Below are 14,486 nucleotides of genomic sequence, written 5' to 3'. Positions count from 1 at the left end.
GCAACCATTTTTTCAAACAAGCGTTTAAATCCATCGTTTTATTGCCTACGTAATCCTTTAAAAACAAAAAAACCGCCGAAGCGGTTTTTTGTTTTACAGATACATAAACGAGCAATTAGAAAGCTGGTTTATCATCCGTTTCTTCGTAACGAGCAACACTTGAAGTAATTTCATCTTTTGCAGCCTGTGCATCTGACCAGCCTTCAATTTTAACCCATTTGTTTGGCTCAAGATCTTTGTAATGCTCAAAGAAGTGAGAAATTTGGTTTAATAACAGCTCTGGCATTTGCGTTGCTTCATTAATACCACGGTAAATAGTTGATAATTTATCAACAGGTACCGCTAAAATTTTTGCATCTTCACCAGATTCATCAGTCATGTTAAGTACGCCAATAGGACGACAACGAATAACAGAGCCCGCGATTAATGGGAAAGGTGTCGGTACTAATACGTCTACCGGGTCACCGTCTAGTGATAAAGTGTGTGGTACGTAACCGTAGTTAGTTGGGTAGTGCATACAAGTTGACATGAAACGGTCAACAAACATTGCACCTGATTCTTTATCTACTTCGTATTTTACCGGATCAGCATGTGCTGGTATTTCAATGATAACGTTTATTTCTTCTGGTAAGTTCTTACCAGCTGGTACACTATTAAGGCTCATGGCTCTTCCCACTTAAGTACAATATTTAAAGGGCGCTATTATAACGACTTTTAATTTAAATTCGACGTTTTCTCAGCAAATAATTGAAAACTTTAGTCTAATAACCATAAATTTTCCTGTAAGCCATTCAAAAATTAACTATTTTTTAACAACTTTAGCTACACTTTTATTATTGGTAGGAGTAATGTAAATATTGCTTCTATATAAAAAGTGTTTTTGTTGTACTCCACCGCATTGTTTTGATGTCTATACGGTAGTGTTTTTAACACGTAAATCGAATAAATAATTAAAATTGCCATAAATATGATTTTTGTGGCCAATAACAATAATAAATGGGGATTTTATGGATAACTTGTTTTACTTGCCACCAGTTCTTGGTGTAGCAGGCCTTATTTTTGCTTTCATTCTTTATAATATAATCAAATCGTATGATGCCGGAGGGGATGCGCTTAAGAAAATTGCTGACCAAATCCACCTCGGCGCCATGGTATTTATGCATCGTGAATATAAAATGCTCTTTGTATTTGCCGGTGTTTTATTAGTTTTGCTTTACCTGTTCGTTGATCCGAATACCGCTTTGGCATTTTTTGTCGGTGCAGTATCTTCGGCTCTGGCTGGTTATATCGGTATGTTTACCGCTACAAAAGCGAATGTAAGAACAACCAATGCTGCCCATGAAAAAGGCGCTGCTCCGGCATTAACCGTTGCCTTTTTTGGAGGTTCGGTAATGGGACTGTGTGTTGCATCCTTAGGCTTAATCGGGCTGGGCACGCTTTATTGGTATTTTGGTGGCGATCCAACCACAACTCATTATATTCATGGCTTTGGCATGGGTGCTTCTTCTGTTGCCTTGTTCTCACGTGTGGGCGGTGGCATATTTACAAAAAGTGCTGATGTTGGTGCAGACTTAGTTGGTAAGATTGAAGCGGGAATTCCAGAGGATGACCCAAGAAATCCGGGTGTTATTGCTGATAATGTAGGTGATAATGTTGGTGATGTAGCCGGTATGGGTTCAGATATATTTGAGTCTTACTGTGGTTCAATGATTGCTTCAATCGCAATCGCATCAACCATGGCAGTAGCAGCGCTTGGAGATCGTGCAGCGCTTATGGCGTTACCGTTGATGCTAGCGTCAGTTGGTTTGGTTTGTTCAGTACTTGGCATTCTATTAGTTAAATCTATGTCTGGCAGTAAAGCTGAACTTGCACTACGCACCGGTACCATTGCTGCGGCAGTCCTGTTTATTATTGCTTCTTATTTTACTATTGAATTCTTAGGCATTAGCACCCAAGTTTGGGGTGCAGTATTGGCTGGTGCGATTGGTGGAATAATTATCGGCTTAGTAACCGAGTATTATACCTCGAGTACGCCAGTTACAAAAATAGCTAAAGCCGGTGAAACAGGCCCCGCAACAGTAATGATCACCGGGCTCTCGGTAGGTATGGAGTCTGTTGTTGTACCGATATTAACTATTTGTGCCATTATTTTTGCTTCGACGCAAATGGCCGGTTTGTACGGAGTCGGTATTGCTGCAGTTGGCATGTTAGCGACCGTAGGTATCACAATGGCTATTGACGCTTATGGCCCTGTTGCAGATAATGCAGGTGGTATTGCCGAAATGGCAGGCCTTGGCGAAGAAACTCGCCAAATTACCGATTCATTAGATGAGTTAGGCAACACAACAGCTGCCATAGGTAAAGGGTTTGCTATTGGCGCTGCAGCGTTGGCAGCATTGGCAATTATTGCCGCTTATGTTGAAACTATGACGCTTAAAATTCCGGACTTCAGCCTACATTTAGGCGATCCTCAGGTACTTATCGGCTTATTTATTGGTGGTATGGTGCCATTCTTAATTGCTTCATTAACAATGACCGCTGTTGGCGATGCCGCATTTGAAATGATCCATGAGATCCGTCGTCAATTTAAAGAAATAGACGGATTACTTGAAGGCAAAGCTGATCCAGATACAGCTCGTTGTGTTGATATAGCAACGACCGCAGCGTTGAAGAAAATGATCTTACCTGGTGTTATCGCAGTAAGCGTACCGGTTATTGTTGGTTTTGGTATTAGTCCTGAAGCACTTGGTGGTATGTTAGGCGGTGCGTTATTAGGTTGTGTACTAATGGCACTAATGATGGCTAACGCTGGTGGTGCTTGGGATAACGCGAAAAAATACGTTGAAAAAGGTAACCTTGGCGGTAAAGGCAGTGATACTCACTCAGCAACAGTTGTTGGTGATACCGTTGGTGACCCGTTTAAAGATACTTCAGGCCCATCAATGAACATTTTAATTAACGTTATGGCCATTGTGTCTTTGGTTATTGCGCCAGTGTTATAAACTAACTCTACAAACAACAAAGGGGTCAGTACTATTTAAAAAGTACTGACCCCTTTTCATTTCTGAGCCCTATTAATTTAAATACCGTCACCATCAGTATGCAGTCCACACTCACGTTGCATGCCGTTGAAGCGAGTATCTTGCTCATCCATTTGCGCTGACAATGGTAAAGTCGAATGCTCATCACCTACAGAAACATACCCTTGCTCCCATAACGGGTGATATGGCAAATTATGCTCGGTTAAATATTGATGAACATCTTTGTTTGTCCAATCAATAATTGGGTGTAGCTTAAAACGACCACGTATAACTTGTAATACCGGCAGTGATTTTCGATGATCTGTTTGGCTACGCCTTACACCTGAAAACCAAGTATTCGCACCAATCTCATCCAAGCCATTTTCTAGCGGCGTTACTTTATTAGTTAAGTTATATTGCTTTAACTCTGCTTCACCTTGTTGCCATTGCTCACCATGCCTTGCTCGTTGCCACGCAGGAGAAATGTCTGCACGAAAGACTTTTAAATTTAAATTCAAGCGTTCGGTTAATTCATCAATAAAGCGATATGTTTCTGCAAATAAATATCCTGTATCCGTTAATAGCACAGGTATATCAGGTTTTATTTGAGTCATCATATGCAGCATTACCGCCGATTGAATACCAAAGCTTGAGGTTAGTGCAAAATTATTAGGCAAGTGTTCAAATGCCCATGCAACACGTTCACTCGCGCTCATTTGCTCAAGCTGTTCATTCCAACTTTGCAATAATGAATCTGGTAAAGATGCTGGAAATCGATTATTGACTGCTAAGTTAGCCATGAAAATCCCGTTTGCTTACTTTCACTTCTTTAACAACGCCTTCACGTATGACAAAGTCGCCAAAACATTCTTGCTCAGTGCGTTTTTCTACCCATAAGCCAATTAGTTCATCTAAGTGGGTTAACACTTGTGCTGAACTGATATTGTCTTGGTATAGTTTTGGTACGCGAGTACCTGCAACATTACCACCTAAATACATATTGTATTTATCGGGTCCACGCCCTACCAAGCCAACTTCAGCAAGCATTGCTCGGCCACAACCATTAGGACAACCCGTTACTCGAAAAATAATATGTTCGTCACTTATATTATGTTTGACTAACAGGCCTTCGATATCTGTTACGTAACTTGGCAAAAAGCGTTCAGCTTCTGCCATAGCTAACGGACACGTTGGAAAAGCCACACACGCCATAGAATTTTGACGTTGACTCGATTGTTTCGTATCAATTAAACCATGTTCGATAGCAATACTTTCAATAACAGCTTTTTGCTCTTCGGCTACACCAGCAACAATTAAGTTTTGATTGGCGGTCATTCGAAAATCACCATGGTGGATTTCTGCAATCGCTTTTACACCACTCTTAAGTTTTGCCTCTGATGTATCTTTTATACGACCATTTTCAATAAACAACGTTAAATGATGCTTATTATCGATACCTGCAACCCAGCCAATTTTATCGCCGCGGTTGGTAAACTCATAAGGTTTAGATTGTTCGAAACTAACTCCAGCGCGTTGCTCTACTTCAGCTTTAAAGGTATCAATACCTACTCGGTCTAAGGTGTATTTAGTTTTCGCATTTTTACGATTAACTCGATTACCCCAATCACGCTGCGTGGTTACAACCGCTTCGGCTACAGCCAAGGTATCTTTTAATGAGATAAAACCAAAATCATCGGCGCGGCGAGGATAAGTTGAATCATCACCAAAAGTCATGGCTAAACCGCCACCAACAAGTACATTAAATCCAATTAACTTTTCCCCATCACTGATCGCGACAAAGTTTAAGTCATTTGCATGCACATCGATGTCGTTATCTGGTGGAATAACTACCGTTGTTTTAAACTTTCTAGGTAAGTAATTGCTTCCTAAAATAGGTTCTACTTCATCAGCTGTGCTTTCTTCAACCTTCTCACCATCTAACCAAATTTCAGCATAAGCTCTGGTTTTTGGTAATAAGTGCTCACTAATTTTTGTTGCCCATTGATACGCTTCTTGATGAAGGTTTGATTCTACCGGGTTAGAAGTACACAACACGTTACGATTAACATCACCCGCAGTTGCGATTGAATCAATGCCAATTTTATTTAATGTTTGATGCATAAGCTTAATGTTTGGCTTTAATACTCCGTGGAATTGAAACGTTTGGCGCGTGGTCAAACGGATGCTGCCATAAGAAGTATGATCATCAGCAAAAGCATCAATCGCCAACCATTGGGTCGGCGTTATAATGCCGCCAGGCATTCTGGCTCTTAACATTACGTTATGTAGAGGTTCTAACTTTTGTTTCGCACGTTCGGCGCGAATGTCACGATCATCTTGCTGATACATGCCATGAAAACGGATCAGTTGAAAATTATCACTGGTAAAGCCGCCAGTAATTTCATCATTAAGATCGTTAGCAATAGTGCCACGAAGGTGATTACTTTCACCTTTTATACGTTCATTTACCGCTAATGTGCCTTGTACCACATTTGGGTTTTGTTCAATTTTATCGGCTAAATTAGACATTAATATACATCCTTCTGGTAACGCTTATTAATGCGTAATTGCTTTAAATAATCTTCGGCTTGTTCAACAGTTTTATTACCGTGCTCGCTAACAATCTCAACTAAAGTCTGATGTACATCCTTTGCCATGCGAGACATGTCGCCACAAATATAAAAGTGCGCGCCATTTTCTAACCAGGCAAATACTTCTTTGCCATTAGCTTTTAACTTGTGTTGTACGTAAACCTTTTCAGCTTGGTCTCTTGAAAATGCCACATCTAAACGAGATAACACACCTGATTTAAGGTAACTTTGCCACTCAACTTGATATAAAAAGTCTTGCGTAAATGTTTGATCACCAAACACTAACCAGTTTTCACCATTTGCTTCTTGTGCTTCACGGTGCTGTAAAAAAGCTCGAAATGGCGCTACGCCAGTACCTGGACCAACCATAATAATTGGCGTGTCGGTATTTTCAGGTAAACGGAAGTTATTGTTATGCTCGATGAATACTTTTACTTGATCGTCTTCTTGCAAACGTTCAATTAAAAATCCTGATGCACTGCCTAAGCGACGTTCATCAGCGCCGTTTACTTGTTCAGCGTACTCAACTAAACCAACAGTTAAATGAACTTCGTCTTCAACTTCTTCTTGGCTAGATGCAATTGAATATAAACGCGGTGTTAACGCAGCCAGACTATCAACCAAAGCTTGCGCTGAAACGGTAGCAGAATAGGTACTAATTAAATCGATAAGTTGTTTGTTATTGATAAATTCGCGTAAGGAGTCACCATCAGAGAGTAACTCAAATAATGCTTGGTTATTTGCTAGCTCTGCCCATTTAGTAATGACGACTTTACTTAAACCAGTCACTTCAAGCTTTTCTTGTAAAGCAAGTTGCAAAGTAATTTTGTCAGCATTTACTGTAACTAGCTCAGCTAAATCTAAGGTTAGCGCGTTAGCTATTTGTGCTATTAAATTTTCATCATTAACCGGCCATACTCCTAGAGCGTCTCCGGGTTGATAGCTAATACCAGAGCCTTCAAGATCAATTTCAATGTGCTGAACAGTTTTGTTCGAGTCACGACCAGTAATTTTCTGGTTAGCAACTACTGTAGCTAAAAACGGGTTTTCCTTACTATAGGCACTTACGTTTGCCGATACAGCAGCATTCCCAAGTGGTAATTGCACCACTTCAGCAGAGCTAGAAACTAAACTTTCGGCAACTATTTTCAAATTTTGTTCTTGCCAAGCTTTAGCTTGGGCAATGTAATCGACATCACAATCGATACGTTCACTGATACGATTAGCGCCAAGTTTTGCTAATCTTTCGTCAAAATCTTTCCCTGTTTGACAAAAATATTCATAACTCGAATCACCAAGAGCTAAAACAGAATACTGTAATGAATCCAATTTAGGCGCTCTTTTGGAATCTAAAAACTCATGTAAGGCCATAGCATCATCTGGTGCTTCACCTTCGCCATTGGTGCTAGTAACAATTAATATGTGAGTTTCTGATTTTAACGATTTTGGTTTGTAATCAGCCATGTTAACTAAACTTGCATTAATACCTTGGCTTATCGCATCGCTATGTACCTGCTCAGCAACTGCTTTGGCATTTCCTGTCTGAGAGCCAAAAAGAATGGTTAACTTACCTGCAGGGCTAGCACTTGCCTGCGGCATTAATTCACTTACTGGGCTTTCGCTTTTAGCCGCTAAATAGCCACTTGCCCACGCAAGCTGTAAAGGCGAGTATTGATGAATGACTTGCTGCAGCTGTAGCAGCTGATCACTACCTAAACTTGCTTGTATATCATTATTGGCTTTTACCAACATGGCGTTTATCCTGAGTTACATTAATCTTACAATGGCTAAAGGATATACAGGCTTAAGAAAAACATAAAAGAATAGATAACGATTTTTTATTCCAAAATAGAATATCAGTTCATTAGGCTGAATCGTTATAAGTTAGAGCGAAAATAGTCATTTGATCTAAGGTTTAGATTCTGAAACGAATTCAGCAAGGTGGAAGTCTAGCCTTTCCTCAAACAAAAACGCCTGAACAGCTTCGCTGTTCAGGCGTTTTTTATTATAAAGATGTACAGCAGGTTTATTAGAAGTGAACTTCTACACCGGCAAATGCACCGTCAAATTCTAGATCAGCATACACATTATCAAGGTCATCTAACTCTAGATCTACCTTACGGTAACCTGCAGAAAGATTAACATCGATAAGCATGTTATCAATTAATGCGTACGCGATACCAGCTTGATAATCAACTAAGGTGTGGTCATCTATGCTTAAAAAATTACCTTCAGCAAAAACACTCAACCCGGTCCCCGGAAATGCAACCTGTGCATACGCATAGGCCATTGGAATAATTTCATCGACAGAATCTTCGTCCAAGCCCGTAACGTCGCTAGTTAAGAGTTCACCTTCGAAATCTTTGGCCGTTAACCCTAAGTCAAAAGAGAATAAACCATTATCAAACAGTTCGTAGTAAAGCGTGTAATCAGTGTATGTAAAGTCGACTTCAGAACCTTCAACAACTAGGTTTGCAAATTCGCTGTTTGTATCAACTTCTAAGCCCTTTGTCATTAACTCTGAATGAGCAATTTTAATGTTAGGAATAAACGGAATTGGATGTTCAAAAGCTAGGTAAAACCTACCTTGCGACTCATCTTTAAAGTTATATTCAACTAAATCGTTGTTTTCACCATGGCTACCTTCTGCAGCCATATCCCACCCCTGAGCACCAACATAAACACCGATTGCATCGGCGGCAGCTGTAGTACTTGTTAACAACATTAGCGAGCTAATTAACGCAGCTGTTTTATTCATTTTATTATTATCCTATTTTAGATTTTTATACTTTATATTTTTGATTAGCCTTGACTTAATAACTCTCTCAAATCGATTAATGCCGCATTCGCTCTGGAAATATAATTGGCCATTACCAAAGAGTGATTGGCACCAATTCCAAAGCCACTACCATTTAAAATCATTGGACTCCAGACGGTCGCTTGAGTAGATTCTAACTCTCTGATTATTTGACTCACACTTACAGTGGCGTTTTTATTTTCTAACACATCAGCAAAATCAACTTCGATTGCTTGCAACATATGCAACAATGCCCAACAAGCGCCGCGTGACTCATAAAATACATCGTCTATTTTCCACCAACTTGTTTTTACAATAACAGCAGATGCTGAAAATGTTGACTGTACGGCATCTTTATCGCCTGCTAAATCGGTATTCAACTGGTTACGACCAACACTGGCACTTAACCGTTGTGAGTAACTGCCTAAGCGCTTTTCGACTTCACGTAAATAATCACGAAGGTTATCTGCACGCGCATAAAATTGCGCATCTTGAACAAGCGGATCTGCTAAATCTTGTCGATAAGCATACAAATCATCAATGGCAGAACTGTATTCGCCTTCTGCGCTTGGGATTGCCCATGTATAGGCATCAATATTAAATTTTGGCTGTGCACCTTTTAAGTGCTTATTTTCAAGTGACTGTGATTGCGATCGGCTAAATGATTGACGCATAACTAACGACATATCACGAACCATTTCCAGCACACCAAATTCCCAAGCGGGGATATTATCTAAAAAGACCGAAGGTGGGGTCATATCATTAGATAAATACCCTCCTGGTTTATCTTGCAGCTTTTCTGCAACTCGAATTAAAGTAGTCGTTGTTGTATAACCGACCACTGGCTTTACATTTGCAACCTTAGCATCGTTGACGGCTTGTTCTCGAACATCAAAAGGGCTTGGTTCAAAACTCCAAAACACACCCAAAATATAAAAAAGAAATACCACAATAATTGACGCTATAGTGATAGATTTAAACGAGAAATTAAAAGTCATAATTTGTCCTTTAGTGTTGATGACGTTTTTTGTTTAGTTGCTTAAGCCCTTGTACTGGCACCGCAATAGTAACATTTTCTTTATTATCAAAATGTAACGTCATAGTCATTTCAGTATCAGCTTGTAATGGTTGTTCCAAATTGAACACCATAATATGATAACCGTGAGGTTGTAAAACGACACTGTCGTTTGCTTTTATAACTATAGAATCGACTTGCTGCATTTTCATCATATCTTCTGTCATTATATGTTCATGCATTTCTATTCTGTCACTTATAGAAGAAGTTATATTGGTTAAAGTCACAGGTTGATTAGATTGGTTTCCTATCTTCATATACGCAGAACTAATGCTTGTACCCGGTATGGTTTCCCGAACATACTGTTCACTAATATTGATGTCTGCAGCTAATGATGTGAATGAAATAATTAAAGATAAGAATATTGTGGTGCAAAAACGAAATTTCATACTAGCTAACCAATTTGATCTAATTAGCTGAATAATCGCCTATTTCAACAGATTCGACAATAAAATTTATTGAAAATCATTAAATAAATGTAAATCCGCATTAACATTGCCGAAATAAACCATTTAATTGATAGCCGTTTTTTGTCGAGTGCATGCCCAGATAACAACAGCAATTAAAATAATTGGCCAGAAGATACCAACTCCAACCATTAATACGCCTCCACAGACTAATAAAATGGTAAAAATAATTGTCCCAAAAACACTCAATACTATTGCTAACGCTGCAACAACTAAAAGCACGGCAACAATCGCAGATAAACTAATCACCTTTAATGGCTCTACTTCGTGGTTGTCCATATAAAAGCTGAGGTTAAACAACTCGATTAAACTAATGCCAAAAGCATAAGTAAGTAATAATGTTGCAAATACAGCTAATAACAATGATTTAAAAAATGTCATGTTTATTCCTTAACTAACACAATTTAATTTGAGGTTATTAATGACGATTTGGCATTAATAATGCTGCTACAAAATAAGCAACAACTGTAGCCATTGGCATAATAAAACCGACCACAACTACTGCAGCTCTAACACCAAATTTAGGTAATTCAAAATGGCGTGCTAGACCGGCACAAACACCACAGATTTTTTTATTAACTAAATCTTTGCTTAGCGGGCTTTCTACACGGTATTTATTGGTATTCATAACTTACTCCTAACAAGTAAACTTTATTAATATTTAAAAATATTTATGCTTGTACGTATCTGGCGATACTAAATACGCCAGCGCCGATAAAAAAAGTTACTACCGGCACAAGCCATAACGTAAAAATTATTGAAAATGGAAACATAATTTATTCCTACTTTACCTTTCCTGTTTTGGTTTAAGGAAGTTAACGACCTTAGCCGTTAACTACTTTCTTCTTCATTTGTTGTAATTGCTCTTCAATCAAATCTTGATTTTCAAGCTCTGCAAATTGACTCTCTAAACTTTGATTTTTACCAAGGTCATAAGCTTCAACTTGTGCTTCAACTTCATCAACTTTTTGTTGGTAACGCTCAAATTTTGCAATCGCATTATCAATGTTACCCGTGTCAATTGTTTGACGAGCTTTCAATCTAACTTCTGCAGATTTTTGACGTAACGTAAAAGACTCTTGTCGACGTTTTGCTTCAGCTAATTTTTCTTGTAAGCGGCTGCAATCATCCTGTACACCATTTAACATTTCATCAATGCTGATCATTTCTTGTTGTAGTGACTCCAGCTCTTGTTCACATTTTTGTTTTTCAACTAAAGCACTTCGAGCTAGATCTTCACGACCCTTTGTTAATGCGAGTTCAGCTTTGCTATTCCAATCAGAAATTTTCGATTCTAAACTACGCAGTTTACGAGTTAGAGTTTTCTTTTCTGCAATGCTCTTAGCAGCTTGAGAGCGAACTTCAACTAAAGTTTCTTCCATCTCCTGAATGATTAAACGAATTAATTTTTCTGGATTCTCTGCTTTTTCTAATAAGCTATTAATATTGGCGTTAATGATATCGGTTAATCTTGAAAACATACCCATGATGTTGCTCCTTATTCTTCTGGTGAATCTTCTTCATCGTTAAGTTTTGTTGTTTCAGAAATGCTTACTGTCGGTAAACCCTTTTCTGAAGCGAACATTGAATCTAATGTAAAGTTGCCAACTTCTTGCTCGATGCTATTGGCTACTTGTTGAGTTACTTGATAAAACACAGCTTTAGATTGTTGAGATACCATCATTTCAATGGCGCTCTCAAGTGACACAAGTTCTTCAGCTTTAGCAGATGTTGCTGCCATTGCACTTGCTGCCATTAATGCTGCGAATACTGATGCTTTAGTAGTTAACGTGTTCATGTTTCAATCCTTATTTACTTTACTAACAACTCGTTAGTGATTAGTGATGGTTGTAAATTTTGCTAATAATGATTTATACAATACAAGTGCCGTGCCAAGTTGAAATTATTTTTTAAACACTTGTTTTTAAAGGGTTTTAAATACTCATTGCTAGCCAACAACTAAATTAACATTTATTTAACAGCTTACTGTTTGGTGTTTTTAACCACCTAATTGGTTAATTTAACCAACTGTAATTATTTAGTTAAAAAACAGCATCTAGATCTGATGTTCTGGTGGAACACAGGTACGCAAGAGTAGATATAGAAGCTCATAGGAGCTTTAGGAAGAAGGTAAATAGTTGTATTGAAAGGTAATAGTCAGAAGTTTAAACTTGCAGGAAGCTTTCATTCTCGCCAGTTTGAGTAGGCTCTTCAATTAAACTGACCACCACTGAGCAACCGATTAAGCAAAGTACCGGTAGTAAAAGCATTAAAAACATTTCGACCAAACTGAACATTTTATTCCCCCAAAAAATTATGATGTTATTAGTTAGTCGCAATAGGTAAGAAAAAGGTTTAGTTTTTATAACAAATATTTAACATTTAGAGTATCAACCAAAAAAAATCCCCATTTGCAGACTTAATTGAGCAAATGAGGAAGTATTCGTTTGGTGCTGTTTATGCAGAGTTCAGGCTAAATAGAGGTAGAGCTGGTATTTCCGGTTAACGCAAAGGCTTCTCGTAACACATTTGAGTTTGCACCTTCTCGCCCTGCGTTTTCACTTAAATAGCGACGATACTTACGTGCCCCTGGTAAGCCATTACATAAGCCAAGCATATGCCTTACTACATGCCATACTCGCCCCCCATTTGCGACATTTCGATCAATGTACTCACACATAACATCAACAATTTCTTCCCGAGTTATTATTGGCTTTTCATCTGCAAAAATAATTTGATCTGCCTGACTTAACATATACGGGTTTTGATATATTTCACGCCCTATCATTACGCCATCAATATGAGTTAAATGATCTACGCTTTCGGCCAATGTTTTAATGCCACCATTGATTGAAATATCAAGGTGATTAAAATCTTGTTTTATCTGGTACACACGAGAATAATCTAGCGGCGGTACTTCACGATTTTGTTTTGGGCTTAAACCGCTTAACCACGCTTTACGAGCATGCACGATAAAATGCTTACAACCAGCTTTACCAACAATATCGACAAAGTTATGTAGAAATTCATAGCTATCCAAATCATCAATACCAATTCTCGATTTAACCGTAATAGGAACATCAACAACGTTTTGCATGCTTTGCACGCATTCAGCTACCAGTTCTGGCTCTGCCATTAAACAAGCACCAAAGCGACCATTTTGAACACGATCAGACGGACAACCAACATTTATATTAATCGCATCATAGCCCTGTTGCTCTGCCATTTTTGCACATTCGGCAAGGGCTTTTGGGTCACTACCGCCAAGCTGCAGAACTAATGGGTGCTCTTCTTGGTTGTAAGATAGGTAATCACCTTTACCAAATAAAATAGCGCCTGTGGTTACCATCTCGGTATACATCACAGTATGACTAGATAATTGACGTAAAAAATAACGACAATGTTTATCGGTCCAATCAAGCATTGGGGCGACGGAAAGTTTCTCTGAAAACATAGTGTTGAATAACTCTGGAAATTTGCAATAATTTCGGTACTAAAAATTATGCTGAATTATAATGTAAAACTGCTTATTAAACAAAACCGTGATTAACTTTATATCTAACGTAAAACAATATATAAGCTGTGATACACTATAAAAAAATATAAAATTATTGAATGAAAATGAATGCTCAACAGCTTTTACAACAAGCCAGATTAACTTGCCAAAAATCAGGCGCTCGCTTAACAACAGCGCGTGAACAAGTATTTTTATTACTTGCAGAAAATGATGGTGCAATTGGTGCTTACGATTTATTGGAAAAGCTTAAAGCAGTAGATCCAGGAGCAAAACCAGCGACAGTTTACCGCGCATTAGATTTTCTAGCCGCACAAGGCTTTGTACATAAAATAGAATCTATCAATTCGTTTTTGTTATGTGATCACTTCAGTGAATGTAACCACCCGGTACAACTGTTAATTTGTGATAATTGTGGACATGTTGAAGAAATTCAATCAAATAATTTAGATTTAGCGTTAAGAGCAATGGCTGACGCTAGTGGATTTACAATTAATAAGCAGGTCGTGGAGGCACACGGCAAATGTAAAATCTGCCAATAGTACAGATTAAATACGTTATGAGTTAGTTTTTAACGATGTATTTCTATTTATTCACTGTAAATAAAGATTAAGAGTATATCGCTCTATCACCCAATGAATTACGAACCTGGCAATCACCATCTAACACCGCAATAATTATTTTATCATCTCGGTATGAACTTGGAAAAATTACTCTATCATCTGTTTGTACTTCAAGGTTATTTAGTACATCTGAACAAATAGACGTCATGTCGTTTTGGTCATAATACAACACAGTGACCGTACTAGTATCGCTTCCCATCACACTATCCCTTTGATTTCTAATAGTTTAACAGCTCAAATGCTGATACGGCCTGTTTTCAGCATATTTAAAGCCTATTAATTAATATAGTCCGGGATCAAAAGAATACCAATTTGCTGTATTTAAATCTTTGCTGTTTTGGTGCTTTATTACTAAATTCACCTCTTGGCAGTTTGCATTCCTTCGTCCCTGAAGTAAAA

Annotated in this window: 16 protein-coding genes; 2 read left to right on the top strand and 14 right to left on the bottom strand. The window is 38.3% G+C overall.

The window, feature by feature from the left end; all coding sequences use genetic code 11:
• Window positions 1-115: 115 nt before the first annotated feature.
• Window positions 116-664 carry an inorganic diphosphatase gene (gene ppa / locus RI845_RS03600; RefSeq protein WP_348388393.1) on the bottom strand — a complete coding sequence of 183 codons (549 nt, stop codon included), beginning with the start codon at window positions 662-664 and terminating at the stop codon, window positions 116-118.
• A gap of 343 nt (window positions 665-1,007) precedes the next feature.
• Here ppa and RI845_RS03595 point away from each other — a divergent pair, with 343 nt between their 5' ends.
• Complete coding sequence (locus RI845_RS03595) at window positions 1,008-3,002, top strand: sodium-translocating pyrophosphatase (RefSeq protein ID WP_348388392.1); 1,995 nt, start codon at window positions 1,008-1,010, stop codon at window positions 3,000-3,002.
• A 77-nt stretch (window positions 3,003-3,079) separates the two neighbouring features.
• On the opposite strand, the gene RI845_RS03590 is transcribed toward RI845_RS03595, so the two are convergent.
• From RI845_RS03590 to dusA, 12 genes are all read right to left on the bottom strand, one after another.
• Window positions 3,080-3,820 (bottom strand): phosphoadenylyl-sulfate reductase, encoded by a 741-nt coding sequence (locus tag RI845_RS03590; RefSeq protein WP_348388391.1) that lies wholly within the window; start codon window positions 3,818-3,820, stop codon window positions 3,080-3,082.
• Window positions 3,813-5,549: an assimilatory sulfite reductase (NADPH) hemoprotein subunit gene (gene cysI, locus RI845_RS03585; protein WP_348388390.1), complete on the bottom strand. Its 1,737-nt coding sequence runs from the start codon at window positions 5,547-5,549 to the stop codon at window positions 3,813-3,815. Before cysI ends, RI845_RS03590 begins: the two co-directional genes overlap by 8 nt.
• Window positions 5,549-7,363, bottom strand: coding sequence for an assimilatory sulfite reductase (NADPH) flavoprotein subunit (locus tag RI845_RS03580; protein WP_348388389.1), 1,815 nt, complete (start codon window positions 7,361-7,363; stop codon window positions 5,549-5,551). Before RI845_RS03580 ends, cysI begins: the two co-directional genes overlap by 1 nt.
• Before the next feature lie 277 nt (window positions 7,364-7,640).
• The gene (locus tag RI845_RS03575) at window positions 7,641-8,369 is read right to left on the bottom strand and encodes a TIGR04219 family outer membrane beta-barrel protein (RefSeq protein ID WP_348388388.1); all 729 of its coding nucleotides are present in this window, start codon (window positions 8,367-8,369) and stop codon (window positions 7,641-7,643) included.
• A 44-nt stretch (window positions 8,370-8,413) separates the two neighbouring features.
• Complete coding sequence (locus tag RI845_RS03570) at window positions 8,414-9,406, bottom strand: DUF2333 family protein (protein WP_348388387.1); 993 nt, start codon at window positions 9,404-9,406, stop codon at window positions 8,414-8,416.
• 10 nt (window positions 9,407-9,416) lie between these two features.
• Window positions 9,417-9,872 (bottom strand): copper chaperone PCu(A)C, encoded by a 456-nt coding sequence (locus tag RI845_RS03565; protein ID WP_348388386.1) that lies wholly within the window; start codon window positions 9,870-9,872, stop codon window positions 9,417-9,419.
• A gap of 123 nt (window positions 9,873-9,995) precedes the next feature.
• Window positions 9,996-10,331, bottom strand: a complete 336-nt coding sequence (locus tag RI845_RS03560; RefSeq protein ID WP_348388385.1) for a hypothetical protein — start codon at window positions 10,329-10,331, stop codon at window positions 9,996-9,998.
• 37 nt (window positions 10,332-10,368) lie between these two features.
• The gene (locus tag RI845_RS03555) at window positions 10,369-10,578 is read right to left on the bottom strand and encodes a PspC domain-containing protein (RefSeq protein ID WP_348388384.1); all 210 of its coding nucleotides are present in this window, start codon (window positions 10,576-10,578) and stop codon (window positions 10,369-10,371) included.
• Between the two features lie 196 nt (window positions 10,579-10,774).
• Window positions 10,775-11,437 (bottom strand): phage shock protein PspA, encoded by a 663-nt coding sequence (gene pspA, locus RI845_RS03550; protein WP_348388383.1) that lies wholly within the window; start codon window positions 11,435-11,437, stop codon window positions 10,775-10,777.
• 11 nt (window positions 11,438-11,448) lie between these two features.
• Window positions 11,449-11,748, bottom strand: coding sequence for a hypothetical protein (locus tag RI845_RS03545; protein WP_348388382.1), 300 nt, complete (start codon window positions 11,746-11,748; stop codon window positions 11,449-11,451).
• Window positions 11,749-12,115: 367 nt separating this feature from the next.
• Window positions 12,116-12,247 (bottom strand): hypothetical protein, encoded by a 132-nt coding sequence (locus RI845_RS03540; RefSeq protein WP_348388381.1) that lies wholly within the window; start codon window positions 12,245-12,247, stop codon window positions 12,116-12,118.
• Window positions 12,248-12,423: 176 nt separating this feature from the next.
• The gene (dusA, locus tag RI845_RS03535) at window positions 12,424-13,404 is read right to left on the bottom strand and encodes a tRNA dihydrouridine(20/20a) synthase DusA (RefSeq protein ID WP_348388380.1); all 981 of its coding nucleotides are present in this window, start codon (window positions 13,402-13,404) and stop codon (window positions 12,424-12,426) included.
• Between the two features lie 167 nt (window positions 13,405-13,571).
• On the opposite strand from dusA, the gene RI845_RS03530 reads away from it, so the two are divergent.
• Complete coding sequence (locus RI845_RS03530) at window positions 13,572-14,006, top strand: transcriptional repressor (RefSeq protein ID WP_348389490.1); 435 nt, start codon at window positions 13,572-13,574, stop codon at window positions 14,004-14,006.
• 67 nt (window positions 14,007-14,073) lie between these two features.
• On the opposite strand, the gene RI845_RS03525 is transcribed toward RI845_RS03530, so the two are convergent.
• Entirely contained in the window at window positions 14,074-14,286 is a 213-nt protein-coding gene (locus RI845_RS03525) for a DUF2375 family protein (protein WP_348388379.1), read from the bottom strand.
• Window positions 14,287-14,486 lie beyond the last annotated feature (200 nt).

This window comes from Thalassotalea nanhaiensis, from assembly GCF_031583575.1.
Classification (GTDB): domain Bacteria; phylum Pseudomonadota; class Gammaproteobacteria; order Enterobacterales; family Alteromonadaceae; genus Thalassotalea_A; species Thalassotalea_A nanhaiensis.
This window is presented reverse-complemented; position numbering and strand designations above follow the sequence as displayed.